Source organism: Knoellia sp. p5-6-4, from assembly GCF_029222705.1.
In the GTDB taxonomy this organism is placed as follows: Bacteria; Actinomycetota; Actinomycetes; order Actinomycetales; family Dermatophilaceae; genus Pedococcus_A.
On the sequence record NZ_JARGZF010000002.1, the window covers coordinates 56,642 to 71,197 of the forward strand.

The following is a 14,556-nucleotide window of genomic DNA, read 5'->3' on the forward strand; positions in this document are numbered from 1 at the left end:
TCGCTGCTGACGACGCTGCTGCTCATCAACCTAGTCGGACCCTAGCCCGATGCAGAGGCCAACTCGCGAAGAAGGGCTGCGGCGTCAGCACTTCGGTCGAGCAACGGCCCGACGGTTGCACGGGTTCCGCGCAGCGGCTCGAGCATGGGCACCCGCTGCAGCGAGGTGTGCCCGGGGACGTCGAAGATCACCGAGTCCCAGGAGGCGGCCGCGATCTGGTCGGGGTACTTCTCCAGGCACTTGCCCCGGAAGTAGGCCCGGGTGTCCACGGGCGGCTCGTGCACCGCGTGCAGCACCTCGTCGTCGCTGACGAGCTCCTCGAAGTGCCCGGCGGCGCGCAGCCGGTGGAACAGCCCCTTGTCCGGGCGGACGTCGGACCACTGGATGTCGATCGCCTTGAGCCGGTGGTCGGACCACTCGAGGCCGTCGCGGTCGATGTAGCCCTGGAGCACCTTCAGCTTGGCCACCCAGTCGACCTCCCTGGCGGCCTCCATGGGGTCGCGCTCGAGGCGGTCGAGCACGGTTCCCCACCACCACATGACCTCCGCCGTGTCGTCGTCGAGCTCGCCGGCATACCGCTCCTCGAGCCACTTCTCGGCGAGCTCGTGGTAGCGCCACAGCAGCTGGACGGCGGTGAGCCTCGTGCCGTCGCGCAGCTCGAGGGTCTCGCGGCAGGTCGGGTCGTGGCTGACCCTGTGGAGGGTGTGCACCGGGCGGTTGACGGTGAGGTCCTCGCCGATGGCCCGGTCCTCGATCATCGCCAGGACCAGCGACGTCGTGCCGAGCTTGAGCAGGTTGGCGACGTCGCAGTGGTTCGCGTCGCCGATGATGACGTGCAACCGGCGGTACAGGTCGGCCACGGCGTGGGGCTCGTCACGGGTGTTGACGATGGGCCGCTTCAGGGTGGTCTCGAGACCGACCTCGACCTCGAAGAAGTCGCTGCGCTGGCTGATCTGGAACCCGGGCGTCCGGGAGTCCTGGCCGATGCCGACCCGCCCCGAGCCGGTCACCACCTGGCGGGCGACGAAGAAGGGGATGAGGTGGCGCACGATCTCGCTGAAGGGCGTCTCGCGGGGCATCAGGTAGTTCTCGTGGGTGCCGTACGAGGCGCCCTTGCCGTCGGTGTTGTTCTTGTAGAGGTTCACCCCGGGAGGGACCTGCGAGAGGCGCCGCACCGACTCGCGCATGATCAGCTCGCCGGCCCGGTCCCAGGCCACGGCGGCGCGCGGCGAGGTCACCTCGGGCGAGCTGTACTCGGGGTGGGCGTGGTCGACGTAGAGCCGTGAGCCGTTGGTCAGCACGACGTTGGCCAGCGACGGGTCGTCCTCGTCGGTGAGCTGGCTGGCGTCGGCGACGCCGCGTCCCATCTCGAAGCCGCGCGCGTCGCGAAGGGGCGCCTCGTCGGCGTAGTCCCAGGAGGCGTGCGCCGCCCGGATGCCCTGGGCCGAGGCGTAGGCGTGCACCACCTGCCCCGAGAGCAGCATCGGGTTGGCCGCGGGATCCCCGGGCACCGAGATCCCGTACTCGGTCTCGATCCCCATCACGCGGCGGACGGTCATGCGACAACCTCCATGGCAGCACCCTAAGCGCCACCTCCCCCGCGTGCCGCACAGGTCGTGACGCAGCCCACGTGGACCCACCCCGCGCCACCACCGTCCCGGTGGCCATGATGGGCCAGTGCGCCACTCCCCCCGTGCCATGTCACCCCTCACCGCAGCCTTCACCGCGGTGCTCGACCGCTTCCTGCGCAGGCCCGTCGAGAGCCTCAGCCTCCAGGAGATCCAGGCCCAGCGCGGTCGCAGCTACCCCGCGCACCCGCCCTTCACCTGGGTCACCGGGCCCGTCGACCGCCGGGTGGGCATCACCTACGGCACCGCGACGGCCCGCGACGGCTACGAGGTGCCGCTGCGCGTCTACCGGCCGCGGGCGGTGCGCGACACCGAGACGGACGTCCCGGTCGTCCTCTTCTTCCACGGCGGCGGCTGGGTCCAGGGCAACGTCGTGATGTACGACCCGCTGTGCACCCACCTGGCCCAGCAGGTCCGGGCCGTCGTGGTGAGCGTCGACTACCGCAAGGCACCGGAGCACAAGGCACCCACTGCGGCCCACGACTGCATCGACGCGGCCCGCTGGGTGGCCGACCGCGGCCCGGTGCTGCGGGCGGACACCTCGCGCCTCGCGGTCTGCGGCGACAGCGCCGGTGGCAACCTCGCGGCGGTGGTGGCGCTGGCGAGCCGCGGCGGCGGTGGACCTCGCATCGCCCACCAGGCGCTGGTGTACCCCGCGGTGGACCTGACGCTCGCGTCACCGTCGATCCAGGAGCACGCCCACGCCCCCGTGCTGACGCTGGCCAGCATCCTCGCCTTCCGGGCCCACTACGTGGCGCAGGGCGCAGACCTGCGCGACCCTGCCCTCTCCCCGCTGTTCGGCGACCTCGGCGGCCTGCCGCCCGCGCTGGTGCAGACCGCGGACCTCGACCCGCTGCGCGACGACGGCCTGCGCTATGCCGACGCGCTGCGCCGTGCGGGGGTGGAGGTCAGGGCGACCAACTACGTGCGGGTGCCCCACGGATTCGCGTCGTTCCCCGGGGTGGTGCCGGCCGGCGCCCAGCACCGGGCGGAGCTGGTGCACGAGCTCCGCTCCCACCTGTATGCCGCCGAGCAGGACGGCAGGCGACAGTCCGGATAGTCTGCGAGTCAGCAGCGCGGCACCCAGCCCCGAGGAGTCCGACCCATGCGCGACATCGTCGTGTTCTCCGGCAGCGCCCACCGCGAGCTCGCGGCGCACATCTGCGCGGAGCTGTCGGTGCCACTCTCCCCCGCCCAGACCAGCCGGTTCAGCAACGACTGCCTCCAGGCCCAGCTGCTCGCCAACTGCCGACAGCGCGACGTGTACATCGTGCAGCCACTGGTGCCGCCCACGCAGGACCACCTCATGGAGCTGCTCCTGATGATCGACGCGGCACGCGGGGCCTCCGCGGCCCAGATCACCGCCGTCATTCCCCACTACGCCTACGCGCGGTCGGACAAGAAGGACGCCTCCCGGATCTCCCTCGGTGGTCGACTGGTCGCCGACATGCTGGGCACCGCGGGGGTCGACCGGGTGCTCACGATGACGCTGCACGCACCCCAGGTCCACGGCTTCTTCTCGGTGCCGGTCGACCACCTGACGGCCATCGGGGTGCTGGCCGAGCACTTCCGCGACCGCGACCTGCGCGACTGCGTCGTGGTCTCCCCGGACCTCGGCAACGCCAAGACCGCGACCCAGTTCGCCAGGCTGCTCGGCCTGCCTGTGGCCGCCGGCAGCAAGCAGCGCCTCGGCGACGACCGCGTGGTCATCGACGCGATCGTCGGCGACGTCGCCGGAAAGCGCGCCATCGTGCTCGATGACGAGATCGCCACGGGGGGCTCCATCGTCGAGCTGCTCGAGCGGCTGGCGGAGCAGGGGTGCCGCGAGGCGGCGGTGGCGTGCACCCACGGCCTGTTCGCGGGACGGGCGGTCGAGCGGCTCCGTGACCACCCCATGGTCAGCGAGGTCGTCACCACCGACACGGTGCCGGCGCCGACGGGCTGGCCCGAGCTGAGGATCCGCTCCGTCGCCGGGTTGTTCGCCGAGGCGATCTCGAGGATCCATGCCGGCGAGTCGGTCAGCAGCCTCTTCGACGGCGTGGACCCCTCGCACGCCCCGCCGCGGCCCACGCTGTTCGACCCCGTCCACGCGTGAGGGCGGGTGCCCGCCCCGTCGTCGGGGCGCTGGCGGCCGACGCCCTGGCCGTGCTCCTGTTCGCCGCGGCCGGCCGCTCCAGCCACGCCGAGGGTGTGACCCCGGACGGCGTGCTGCTGACGGCCTGGCCGTTCCTCACCGGCACGGCCCTCGGGTGGCTGGTGGTGCGCGCACGGCACCGCCGCTGGCCGGTGCCCCGCCCCGCGGTGCAGGACGGGCCAGGGTCGCTGGGCCGGGTCATGACCGATGGTGCCGTCGTGTGGGCAGCCGCGGTGGCGGGGGGCATGGTCCTGCGCAGGGCCACGGGCGCGGGCATCGACCCGGCCTTTGTGGTCGTGGCGACGCTGGTCCTGGGCGCCCTGCTGCTGGGCTGGCGAGCCGGGTGGTCGGCGTTCAGGCCGCGGCGGCGACCCACATGGGCCCGGCGCCCGTCTGCACGACCTGGCGGAGCACGCGGTAGGTCGAGCCGTCCCACGTGAACTCGAACCCCGGGCGGATCTCGCGGTGCAGCGGATACCGCTTGCCGTCGCGGGTCCCCCCGTTGCAGAGGGCGTATCGAGGGAACATGCCTCCACCGTAGGGCGCGGGGGGCCGACCGGCCCGCGTCCTTGTCCTTCCTTGACCGGAGTGGGGGGAATCCGTGGCCTCCCGCCCACCCCGGTCCCTGGCGACCTTCAGGTGGCCGGGCGAGCTACAGGTACTGGCCGGTGTTGGCGACGTTGTCGATCGAGCGCCCCGGCTCGGTTCCGGACTTGCCGGTGATGAGCGTGCGGATGTAGACGATCCGCTCGCCCTTCTTGCCGGAGATGCGTGCCCAGTCGTCGGGGTTCGTCGTGTTGGGCAGGTCCTCGTTCTCCTTGAACTCGTCGACGCAGCTCGCGAGCAGGTGGTCGACGCGGATGCCGCGCTGGCCCTGGGTGAGGAAGTCCTTGATGGCCATCTTCTTCGCCCGGTCGACGATGTTCTGGATCATCGCGCCACTGTTGAAGTCCTTGAAGTAGAGGACCTCCTTGTCGCCGTTGGCGTAGGTCACCTCCAGGAAGCGGTTCTCCTCGATCTCGGAGTACATCCGCTCCACGGCCGCGGTGATCATGGCGTCGACCGTTGCCTGCGGTGAGCCGCCGTGCTCGGCGAGGTCGTGCTCGTGCAGGGGCAGGTCGGCGACGAGGTACTTGGTGAAGATGTCGCGGGCGCTCTCGGCGTCCGGGCGCTCGATCTTGATCTTCACGTCGAGGCGGCCGGGCCGCAGGATCGCGGGGTCGATCATGTCCTCGCGGTTGGAGGCGCCGATGACGATGACGTTCTCGAGGCGCTCGACACCGTCGATCTCCGAGAGCAGCTGCGGCACGATCGTGGTCTCGACGTCCGAGGAGACGCCCGAGCCGCGGGTGCGGAACAGGCTGTCCATCTCGTCGAAGAACACGACGACGGGCGTGCCCCCGGACGCCTTCTCGCGGGCCCGCTGGAAGATGAGCCGGATGTGGCGCTCGGTCTCGCCGACGTACTTGTTGAGCAGCTCGGGGCCCTTGATGTTCAGGAAGAACGACTTGCCGACCGGCTTGCCCTCCCGCTCGGCGACCTTGCGGGCCAGCGACGACGCGACCGCCTTCGCGATGAGCGTCTTGCCGCACCCTGGCGGGCCGTAGAGCAGCACGCCCTTCGGCGGCTTCAGCTTGTGCTCGAGGAAGAGGTCGGGGTGCAGGTAGGGCAGCTCGACGGCGTCGCGGATCGCCTCGATCTGGCCCGCCAGGCCACCGATGTCCTCGTAGTCGATGTCGGGGACCTCCTCGAGCACGAGCTCGGAGACCTCGGCCTTCGGGATCCGCTCGTAGACGAAGCCGGAACGGGGTTCGAGCATCAGGGCGTCGCCGACCCGGATCGGCTCGCCGACGAGGGACTCGGCCATCCGCACCACGCGCTCCTCGTCGGCGTGGGCCACGACGAGGACGCGGTCGTCGTCGAGGAGCTCCTTGATCATGACGACCTCGCCGACCCGCTCGAAGCCGCAGGTGGCGACCACGTTCATGGCCTCGTTGAGGCGGACCTCCCGGCCGGAGGACAGCTCGCCCGGGTCGACCGCCGGGCTCACCGCCACGTGCATCTTCCGGCCGCCGGTCAGGATGTCGACCGTGGCGTCGTCGTAGGACTCGAGCACGATGCCGTAGGCGGCCGGCGGCTGGGCCAGCCGGTCGACCTCGCTCTTGAGCGTGACGATCTGCTCGCGCGCCTCCTTGAGCGTGCGCACGAGGCGTTCGTTCTGCGACGAGATGGTGGCGAGGTTCGACTGGAGCTGCAGCACCTTGGTCTCGAGCTCGCGGGAGCGGGCGGGAGCGTCGGCCAGGCGCTGGCGCAGGGCCGCCACCTCCTCGGCGAGCAGCTGCTGCTGGCGGCGCTCCTCGGCGTGGTCGTCGCCGCGGTGGCTCGTCTTGTCGCTCATGTCGGCTCCCTCACATCGAAGGTCCGACCGCTCTCGGCGGCCGATAACCGACCCTAACGCCGAACTACCCCTCGTTCACGGAGGTTTGGGTCACAGATCGCCGCAGCTTTCGGACCTTCTTGTCCGAGGGGGTCCGCTCCCCGATGTCCTCGGGCGTCCACTCGCCGGTCTGGCCGAAAGCCTCGTGGTCGGCCGCGGTGTCGGCGCCCTCCTCTCCGTACGCGCCCTTGGCGGGACGCCGCTTGCGCAGGGGCGGCGTGACGCCGGGAGCGAGGCGGCGGGTGGTGATGAGGAAGCCGGTGTGGCCGTGCATCCGGTGCTGCGGCCGCACCGCGAGGCCCTCGAGGTGCCAGCCGCGCACCAGCGACTCCCACGCCTCGGGCTCGGTGAAGCCGCCGTGGTCGCGGATCGCCTCGGCCACGCGGGAGAGCTGGGTCGCGGTGGCGACGTAGCAGATGAGCACGCCACCGGGCAGCAGCGCGTCGGCGACCGCCCCGAGGCACTCCCACGGCGCCAGCATGTCGAGCACGACCCGGTCCACGGTGCCGTCCTCGACCGCCTTCGGGAGCTCCTCGACGAGGTCGCCCACGGTGACCTGCCAGGCGGGGTGGTCGACCCCGAAGAAGGCCCGGGCGTTGCCCTTGGCGATGTCGGCGAAGTCCTCGCGACGCTCGAACGAGTGGAGGCTGCCCTGCTCGCCCACCGCCCGCAGCAGTGACATGGACAGCGCCCCGGACCCGACGCCCGCCTCCACGACCCGTGCACCGGGGAAGATGTCGGCCATCGTGACGATCTGGCCGGCGTCCTTGGGGTAGACCACAGCCGCCCCGCGCGGCATGGACATCACGTAGTCGGACAGCAGCGGACGCAGGGCGAGGTACTCCACGCCGGCGGTGTTCCTGACCACGGAGCCGTCGGGTCCTCCGATGAGGTCGTCGTGCGCCAGGCGGCCGCGGTGGGTGTGGAACTCGCGACCGGGCTCCAGGGTGATGGTGTGCAGCCTGCCCTTGGGATCGGTCAGCTGCACCCGGTCCCCCACCGCGAAGGGACCCCGGCGCAGGGAGGCGCCGATCGGGCCGGTGGAGGTGTCTGGCTGCTCGGCGCTGGTCATGGCGCGCCAGTCTAGTTGTGGCTCAGAGACGCTCGACCGCGCGGTTCACGTCCTCGGCGGTGGCGATGCCGAGGAAGCGGCCCTCGTGCGTGATCGCCACCAGCGGCGTGCCCAGAGTCTGCATGGCGGTGATCACCGGGACGATGTCGGCGTCCGGTGCCACCTCGACCGCCCAGCCCTTCGGCTGGGGCCGCGAGACGGCGGTCATCCCCGTCTCCGCGTACCGGCCGTGCGGGACGTGCCCGACCGCCTCCGGCTCGACGACGGCGATGGGCAGGCCCGAGGCGTCGAGGACCACGATGACCTGTCCCGGCACCCACCTGGCGAGGGCGTTGTCGAGCCGCTCGTCCTCGGGAACGGCCAGCGCCGGGCGCAGCACCTCCGCGACCGGCACCTGCTGCACGGCCGAGAGGACCTGTCCGCCGCGGATGGCCGAGGAGGCACCCGCCCACAGGAAGACCGCGATGAACATGGCCCAGCCGAGGTCGAACAGGTCGACCGGCCTGCCGAGCGCCAGCGGACGCGCCAGCACGTAGACGACCACCAGCGCGGTGACCACCCGTCCGCACCAGCCGGCCACGACCATGCCCCTGGGTCGGCTCCCAGTGATCTTCCAGACCGCCGACTCCACGAGCTGCCCGCCGTCGAGGGGGAGCCCGGGGAGCAGGTTGAACCCGGCCAGCGCCGCGTTGAGGACGGCGAAGCCCCCGAGGAGCGTGCGGGGTATGCCGGTGGGCCCGGTCTGCAGGCCCAGCCAGGCGAGGAGTGCGAGCAGTCCGTTCGCGAGGGGCCCGACGGCGGCGATGACGGCGGCCGCGCCCGGGGTCGAGCGGCCCGACTCGAAGGCCGTGTGGCCGCCCCAGAGGTCGGCGACCACTCGCAGGACGGGGAGGCCGAACGCCCGGGCGGCGATGGCGTGGGCCGCCTCGTGCACCAGCACGGCCACGAGCAGCTGGACGGCGATGAGGGCGGCGACACCGTAGGCGAGGAACCCGAGGTCCGGGCGGCTCCGCGCGATCGAGGGCCCGAGGAGCGCGACCAGCACCAACCCGATCAGGGCCCAGCTGCCACCGATGTAGACCGGCACGCCGGCGACAGTCGCGACCTTGACCCCGGGGCGGCGCTCTCGCGGCTGCATGCTGCTGACCCTATGTCAGGGCCCTCTTCTAGAGTGCGCTGCATGGTTGCCGCACTCTCCCCCAGCCGGGCGTCTGACTTCATGCAGTGCCCGCTGCTCTACCGGTTCCGGGTCATCGACCGGCTCCCCTCCCCGCCCAGCCCGGCGGCCGCCCGCGGCACCCTCGTCCACGCGGTCCTCGAGCGCCTGTTCGACCTGCCCGCCCACGAGCGCACCTCGGAGGCCGCGGCGGCCCTCGTGGCGCCGGAGTGGGCAGCCCTCAAGGAGGCCGAACCCGAGCTGGCGGCCCTGGTCGACGACCACGCCGACGACCTGCCCTCGCACGACGGGTGGTACGCCGAGGCGACCGCCCTGATCGAGCGGTGGTTCACCCTCGAGGACCCGACCCGCCTCGAGCCCGCCGAGCGGGAGCTGTACGTCGAGGCCGACTTCGACGGCCTCGTGCTGCGCGGGTACGTCGACCGCCTGGACGTCGCGCCGTCGGGGGCGATGCGGGTCGTCGACTACAAGACCGGCCGGTCGCCCTCGGAGCTGTTCGAGGGCAAGGCGCTGTTCCAGATGAAGTTCTACGCGCTGGTGCTGTGGCGGCTGCGCGGAGAGGTCCCCACGCTGCTGCAGCTGGTCTACCTCGGCAACGGCGAGACGGTGCGCTACAGCCCCGACGAGGCCGACCTGCGGGCGACCGAGCGCAAGCTGAAGGCGCTCTGGGCCGCCATCCAGCGCGCTGCCGAGACCGGCGACTGGCGGCCCAGCACCTCCCGGCTCTGTGACTGGTGCGACCACCGGGCGCTGTGCCCGGCCTGGGGCGGCACCCCTCCCCCACTTCCCGACCACGCCAGCCTGCTCGCGCTCGACCCGCAGCGCTCGGGAGAGGCCGAGAAGGCCGAGGACTGAGCCGGTGACCCCGGCTGGCGGGCTCAGCGGCCGACGAAGACCGACGTCAGGTCGTGCGGGGCCAGCCCACGCAGCGACGGCAGCTGCACCGAGCCGGCCATGAGGGGCACCGGCACCACGTGGGGCACCGCCACGGTCGGGACACCGGCGTCGACGGCCGAGCGGACGCCGGTGGGCGAGTCCTCGATGGCGACGCAGTCGGCCACGTCGACGCCCAGGAGCCTGGCAGCAGCCAGGTAGGGCTCGGGGTGCGGCTTGCCGTGCTCGACCTCGTCGCCGGTCACCAGGGCCGCGAAGGCTCCCGCTGGCAGGGCCCCGACGACGGCGTCGGCCAGCGAGCGCCACGACATGGTGACGAGCACGCAGGGCACTCCGGCCTCGCCGAGGGCGGCCAGCAGCTCGCGGGCCCCCGGGCGCCACGGCACGTGCTCGCGCACCTGCACGATGACCCTGCGCAGCAGCTCCTCCACGATCTCGACCGGCGAGAGGGTGACCGGCGAATGGGTCCGGATGAACTCGGCGGAGACCATGAGGTCGTTGCCGACCAGCTCGTGGGCGTACTCCTCGTTCCACACCCCGCCGTGCTCCTCGACGAGCGCGTGCTCGGCCCGGATCCAGTAGGGCTCGGTGTCGACGAGGGTGCCGTCCATGTCCCAGAAAACGGCGGCGGGCAGGTCACCCGTGCGGGTCGGGGTGGTCGGCGAAGCGCTGTCAGCCGGCATTGAAGTACTTGGCCTCCGGGTGGTGGACGACGAGCGCGTCGGTCGACTGCTCGGGGTGCAGCTGCAGCTCCTCGGAGAGGGAGACGCCGATCCGCTCGGGCTCGAGCAGCGCGACCAGCTTGGCGCGGTCCTCGAGGTCGGGGCAGGCCGGGTAGCCGAAGGAGTAGCGCGACCCCCGGTGCCGCTGGCGCAGGATGTCCGCGAGCTCCGGGCTGTCCTCGTCACCGAAGCCGAGCTCCTCTCGCACCCGGGCGTGCCACATCTCGGCGAGCGCCTCGGTCAGCTGGACGGACAGGCCGTGCAGCTCGAGGTAGTCGCGGTAGGCGTCGGCGGCGAACATCTGCGCGGTCGCCTGGGCGACCTTCGACCCCATGGTCACGAGCTGGAAGGAGACGACGTCCGGGACGCCGTCGGCGGCATACCGGTCGTGGCTCTTGAAGAAGTCGGCCAGACACAGCCTGCGGTCGCGGCGCTGGCGCGGGAAGGTGAACCGGGTCCGCTCGCTGCCCTCCGGCTCGCCCGCCGGGCCCCGCTCGTGCCAGAGCACGACCAGGTCGTTGCCCTCGCTGTAGCAGGGGAAGTAGCCGTACACGACCGCCGCCTCGAGCAGGTCCTCGGTCTTGAGCCGGTCGAGCCACATCCGCAGGTGGGGGCGGCCCTCGGTCTCGACGAGGTCGTCGTAGGAGGGACCGTCGGCGCCCCGGGTCGGCTTCAGCCCCCACTGGCCGAGGAACGTCGCCCGCTCGTCGAGGTAGGCGGTGTAGTCGGCGAGCGCCACCCCCTTGACCACTCGGGTGCCCCAGAACGGCGGGGTCGGGATGGCGTTGTCGACCGCCACGTCGGAGCGCGTGGTGTCGGTGAGCGCCGCGTCGTCGTGGTGCTGCTCGACCTGCCGGACCCGCCGCCGTCGCAGCTCGGGCAGGGCGTCGGCGAGCTGCACGTCGGGGTTGGTCTTCGCCAGGGCCACGGCGTCCATCAGCCGCAGGCCGTCGAAGGCGTCGCGGGCGTAGCGGACCTCACCCTCGTAGAGCTCGGCGAGGTCGTTCTCGACGTAGGCGCGGGTGAGGGCGGCGCCGCCGAGGAGCACGGGCCAGCGCGCCGCCATGCCGCGGGAGTTGAGCTCCTCGAGGTTCTCCTTCATCACCACCGTCGACTTCACGAGCAACCCCGACATGCCGATGGCGTCGACCTCGTTCTCCTCCGCGGCGCGGATGATCTCCGTGATGGGCTGCTTGATGCCGAGGTTGACGACCTCGTACCCGTTGTTGGACAAGATGATGTCGACGAGGTTCTTGCCGATGTCGTGCACATCGCCCTTGACGGTCGCGAGGAGCACGCGGGCCTTGGCCTCGCGCCTGCCGCCGCCGAGCTGCTCCTCGATGAAGGGTTCGAGGTAGGCGACGGCGGCCTTCATGGTCTCGGCGGACTGCAGCACGAAGGGCAGCTGCATCTCCCCGCTGCCGAACAGCTCGCCGACGGTCTTCATACCCTCGAGGAGGTGGTCGTTGATGACGTCGAGCGGGCCGGTGCCCTTGTCGAGCGCCGCCTGCAGGTCCTCCTCGAGCCCCTTGCGCTCGCCGTCGATGATGCGCCGGGCCAGGCGCTCCTCGAGGGGCAGGGCGAGCAGCTCGTCGGCCCGGGTCGCCTTCATCGAGGCGGTGTCGACGCCCGAGAAGATCTCGAGGAACCGTTCGAGCGGGTCGTAGCCGTCGCGCCGACGGTCGTAGACGAGGTCGAGCGCGACGTCGCGCTGCTCGTCCGGGATCCGGTTCATCGGCAGGATCTTCGCCGCGTGCACGATGGCCGAGTCCAGGCCGGCCTTGACGCACTCGTGCAGGAACACGGAGTTGAGCACGATGCGAGAGGCGGGCGAGAGGCCGAACGAGACGTTGGAGACCCCCAGGGTGGTCTGCACCTCCGGGTAGCGCCGCTTGATCTCGCGGATCGCCTCGATGGTCTCGAGGCCGTCGCGGCGGGTCTCCTCCTGACCAGTGGCGATGGGGAAGGTCAGCGTGTCGACGACGATGTCGCCGACCGCCATGCCCCAGTCCCCGGTCAGCGCGTCGATCAGCCGCGAGGCGATGGCGACCTTCCTGTCCCTGGTGCGGGCCTGGCCCTCCTCGTCGATGGTCAGGGCCACCACCGCGGCCCCGTGTTCCTTGGCGAGGTGCATCATCCGCTGGTACCGCGAGCCCGGGCCGTCGCCGTCCTCGAAGTTGACCGAGTTGATGACCGCACGGCCGCCGAGCATCTCGAGTCCGGCCTCGATGACCGCCGGCTCGGTGGAGTCGAGCACCAGGGGGAGCGTGCTGGAGGTGGCCAGCCGGCTGACCACCTGCTTCATGTCGGCCACCCCGTCGCGGCCGACGTAGTCGACGCAGACGTCGAGCAGGTGCGCGCCGTCGCGGGTCTGGTCGCGCGCGATCTCCACGCAGGTGTCCCAGCGGCCCTCGAGCATCGCCTCGCGGAAGGCCTTGGAGCCGTTGGCGTTGGTGCGCTCGCCGATCGAGAGGTAGGACGCGTCCTGTCGGAAGGGCACTGACTGGTACAGCGAGGCCACCGACGCCTCGGTGCGCGGGCGGCGGCGCCTCACCTGCCGGCCGCCCACCGCCTCGACGACCTGGCGCAGGTGCTCCGGCGTGGTGCCGCAGCAGCCGCCGACGAGGGCGAGGCCGAACTCCCCCACGAACTGGGTGTGCGCCTTGGCGAGCTCCTCGGGCGTGAGGGGGTACGCGGCCCCGCCCTTGGTCAGCACCGGCAGGCCCGCGTTCGGCATGCACGTCACCGGCACGCGCGAGTGCCGCGACAGGTGCCGCAGGTGCTCGCTCATCTCCGCGGGGCCGGTGGCGCAGTTGAGGCCGATGGCGTCGATGCCCAGCGGCTCGAGCGCGGTGAGCGCGGCCGCGATCTCCGAGCCCAGCAGCATGGTCCCGGTCGTCTCGACGGTCACCTGCACGAGCACGGGGAGCGACTCGCCCGTCTCGGCGAGCGCCCGCTTGCACCCGACCACGGCAGCCTTGGCCTGGAGCAGGTCCTGCGAGGTCTCGATGAGGAACGCGTCGGCGCCCCCGGCGACCAGGCCGCGGGCCTGCTCGGCGTAGGCGTCACGCAGCGCGGCATACGGGGCGTGCCCGAGCGAGGGCAGCTTGGTGCCGGGGCCCATCGAACCCAGCACGAACCGCGGCTTGGCGTCGGTCGACCAGCGGTCGGCCGCCTCGCGGGCGATGCGCGCCCCTGCCTCGGCCAGCTCGTGGATGCGCTCGGGGATGTCGTACTCGCCCAGGTTCGCGAGGTTGGCCCCGAAGGTGTTGGTCTCGATGGCGTCGACGCCGACCTCGAGGTAGGCGTCGTGGACCGACCTGACGATGTCGGGCCGGGTGACGTTCAGGATCTCGTTGCAGCCCTCGTAGCCCTGGAAGTCCTCGAGGGAGGGGTCGGCGGCCTGGAGCATGGTCCCCATGGCGCCGTCGGCGACGAGCACCCGCTCACCGAGTGCGTTGCGGAAGAGGTCGGAGCGGCTGCTCACAGTGGTCTGCCTTCACGGTCGTCGAGGGGGTTCCCGGCGAGTCTACTGAGAGACCTGCTCGCCACCGGGGTCGCATTCCGTAGGGTGGGCAGTGCAGGAGTACCGACAGGAGGCGCTGCGTTGATCGAGCTCGAGGACGTTCCGGAGCTGCGGGACCCCGTGATGATCGCCGCCTTCGAGGGCTGGAACGACGCCGGAGAAGCCGCGACAGCGGTGGTCGACCACCTCATCGACATCTGGGACGCCGAGCCCATCGCCGCCCTCGACCCGGAGGACTACTACGACTTCCAGGTCAACCGACCCCGGGTGGTGCTCGACGAGGGCCGCCGCCGGATCAGCTGGCGCACCACCAGGATCCTGCTGGCGACAACCCCCGGCATCGACCGCGACGTGATCCTCGTGCAGGGCATCGAGCCGTCGTTCCGGTGGCGCGCCTTCACCATCGAGCTGATGGAGTTCGCCCAGCAGGCCGGGATCAGCACGGTGTTCACCCTGGGCGCACTGATGGCCGACGTGGCCCACACCCGGCCCATCCCGGTCACGGCGACCTCCGACAGCGAGGACGTCCTCCACCGCTACGACCTCGAGCCCAGCAAGTACGAGGGCCCCACCGGGATCGTGGGGGTGCTGGCCGACGCCGCGACCCAGGCCGGCCTCCAGTCCATCTCGTGCTGGGCCGCCGTGCCGCACTACGCCGGCCACTCGCCGTCGCCCAAGGCCACCCTGGCCCTGGTCTCCAAGCTCGAGGAGCTGCTCGACTCCCCGGTCCCCCACGGCGACCTGTCCGAGGCCGCGAAGGCGTGGGAGCGCGGGATCAACGAGCTCGCCGAGACCGACGACGAGGTCGCGGAGTACGTCCAGTCCCTCGAGGAGGCGCAGGACACCGCCGACCTGCCGGAGGCGAGCGGTGACGCGATCGCCCGCGAGTTCGAGCGCTACCTGCGCCGCCGAGGCCACGACGGCGGCACCACGGGCTGAACCGGCCGCCACCGTCGCGGCCGGGTG

Annotated in this window: 11 protein-coding genes; 5 read left to right on the plus strand and 6 right to left on the minus strand. The window is 71.7% G+C overall.

Annotation, left to right across the window (positions count from 1 at the left end; genetic code table 11):
* Positions 1-41: 41 nt before the first annotated feature.
* The gene (dop, locus tag P2F65_RS11710; protein WP_275807636.1) at positions 42-1,559 is read right to left on the minus strand and encodes a depupylase/deamidase Dop; all 1,518 of its coding nucleotides are present in this window, start codon (positions 1,557-1,559) and stop codon (positions 42-44) included.
* 139 nt (positions 1,560-1,698) lie between these two features.
* On the opposite strand from dop, the gene P2F65_RS11715 reads away from it, so the two are divergent.
* Genes P2F65_RS11715 through P2F65_RS11725 form a run of 3 tightly spaced genes read left to right on the plus strand, consistent with a single transcriptional unit; the run spans position 1,699 to position 4,202 of the window.
* Positions 1,699-2,688 carry an alpha/beta hydrolase gene (locus tag P2F65_RS11715; protein ID WP_275807639.1) on the plus strand — a complete coding sequence of 330 codons (990 nt, stop codon included), beginning with the start codon at positions 1,699-1,701 and terminating at the stop codon, positions 2,686-2,688.
* 45 nt (positions 2,689-2,733) lie between these two features.
* Complete coding sequence (locus tag P2F65_RS11720) at positions 2,734-3,723, plus strand: ribose-phosphate pyrophosphokinase (protein WP_275807642.1); 990 nt, start codon at positions 2,734-2,736, stop codon at positions 3,721-3,723.
* Entirely contained in the window at positions 3,720-4,202 is a 483-nt protein-coding gene (locus P2F65_RS11725; RefSeq protein ID WP_275807645.1) for a DUF3054 domain-containing protein, read from the plus strand. Before P2F65_RS11720 ends, P2F65_RS11725 begins: the two co-directional genes overlap by 4 nt.
* A 212-nt stretch (positions 4,203-4,414) precedes the next feature.
* On the opposite strand, the gene arc is transcribed toward P2F65_RS11725, so the two are convergent.
* The 3 genes from arc to P2F65_RS11740 form a co-directional block, all read right to left on the minus strand.
* Positions 4,415-6,160 (minus strand): proteasome ATPase, encoded by a 1,746-nt coding sequence (gene arc / locus P2F65_RS11730; protein WP_275807648.1) that lies wholly within the window; start codon positions 6,158-6,160, stop codon positions 4,415-4,417.
* Between the two features lie 64 nt (positions 6,161-6,224).
* Positions 6,225-7,271, minus strand: coding sequence for a tRNA (adenine-N1)-methyltransferase (locus tag P2F65_RS11735; RefSeq protein WP_275807650.1), 1,047 nt, complete (start codon positions 7,269-7,271; stop codon positions 6,225-6,227).
* 22 nt (positions 7,272-7,293) lie between these two features.
* A complete protein-coding gene (locus P2F65_RS11740) occupies positions 7,294-8,409 on the minus strand; it encodes a site-2 protease family protein (protein ID WP_275807653.1) in 1,116 nt (371 codons plus the stop codon).
* Between the two features lie 42 nt (positions 8,410-8,451).
* Here P2F65_RS11740 and P2F65_RS11745 point away from each other — a divergent pair, with 42 nt between their 5' ends.
* Positions 8,452-9,303 (plus strand): PD-(D/E)XK nuclease family protein, encoded by an 852-nt coding sequence (locus P2F65_RS11745; protein WP_275807656.1) that lies wholly within the window; start codon positions 8,452-8,454, stop codon positions 9,301-9,303.
* Between the two features lie 23 nt (positions 9,304-9,326).
* On the opposite strand, the gene P2F65_RS11750 is transcribed toward P2F65_RS11745, so the two are convergent.
* Positions 9,327-10,025 (minus strand): HAD family phosphatase, encoded by a 699-nt coding sequence (locus P2F65_RS11750; protein ID WP_275807659.1) that lies wholly within the window; start codon positions 10,023-10,025, stop codon positions 9,327-9,329.
* Positions 10,015-13,551: a methionine synthase gene (gene metH / locus P2F65_RS11755; protein ID WP_275807662.1), complete on the minus strand. Its 3,537-nt coding sequence runs from the start codon at positions 13,549-13,551 to the stop codon at positions 10,015-10,017. Before metH ends, P2F65_RS11750 begins: the two co-directional genes overlap by 11 nt.
* A 120-nt stretch (positions 13,552-13,671) precedes the next feature.
* Here metH and P2F65_RS11760 point away from each other — a divergent pair, with 120 nt between their 5' ends.
* The gene (locus P2F65_RS11760) at positions 13,672-14,529 is read left to right on the plus strand and encodes a PAC2 family protein (protein ID WP_275807664.1); all 858 of its coding nucleotides are present in this window, start codon (positions 13,672-13,674) and stop codon (positions 14,527-14,529) included.
* Positions 14,530-14,556: the final 27 nt, after the last annotated feature.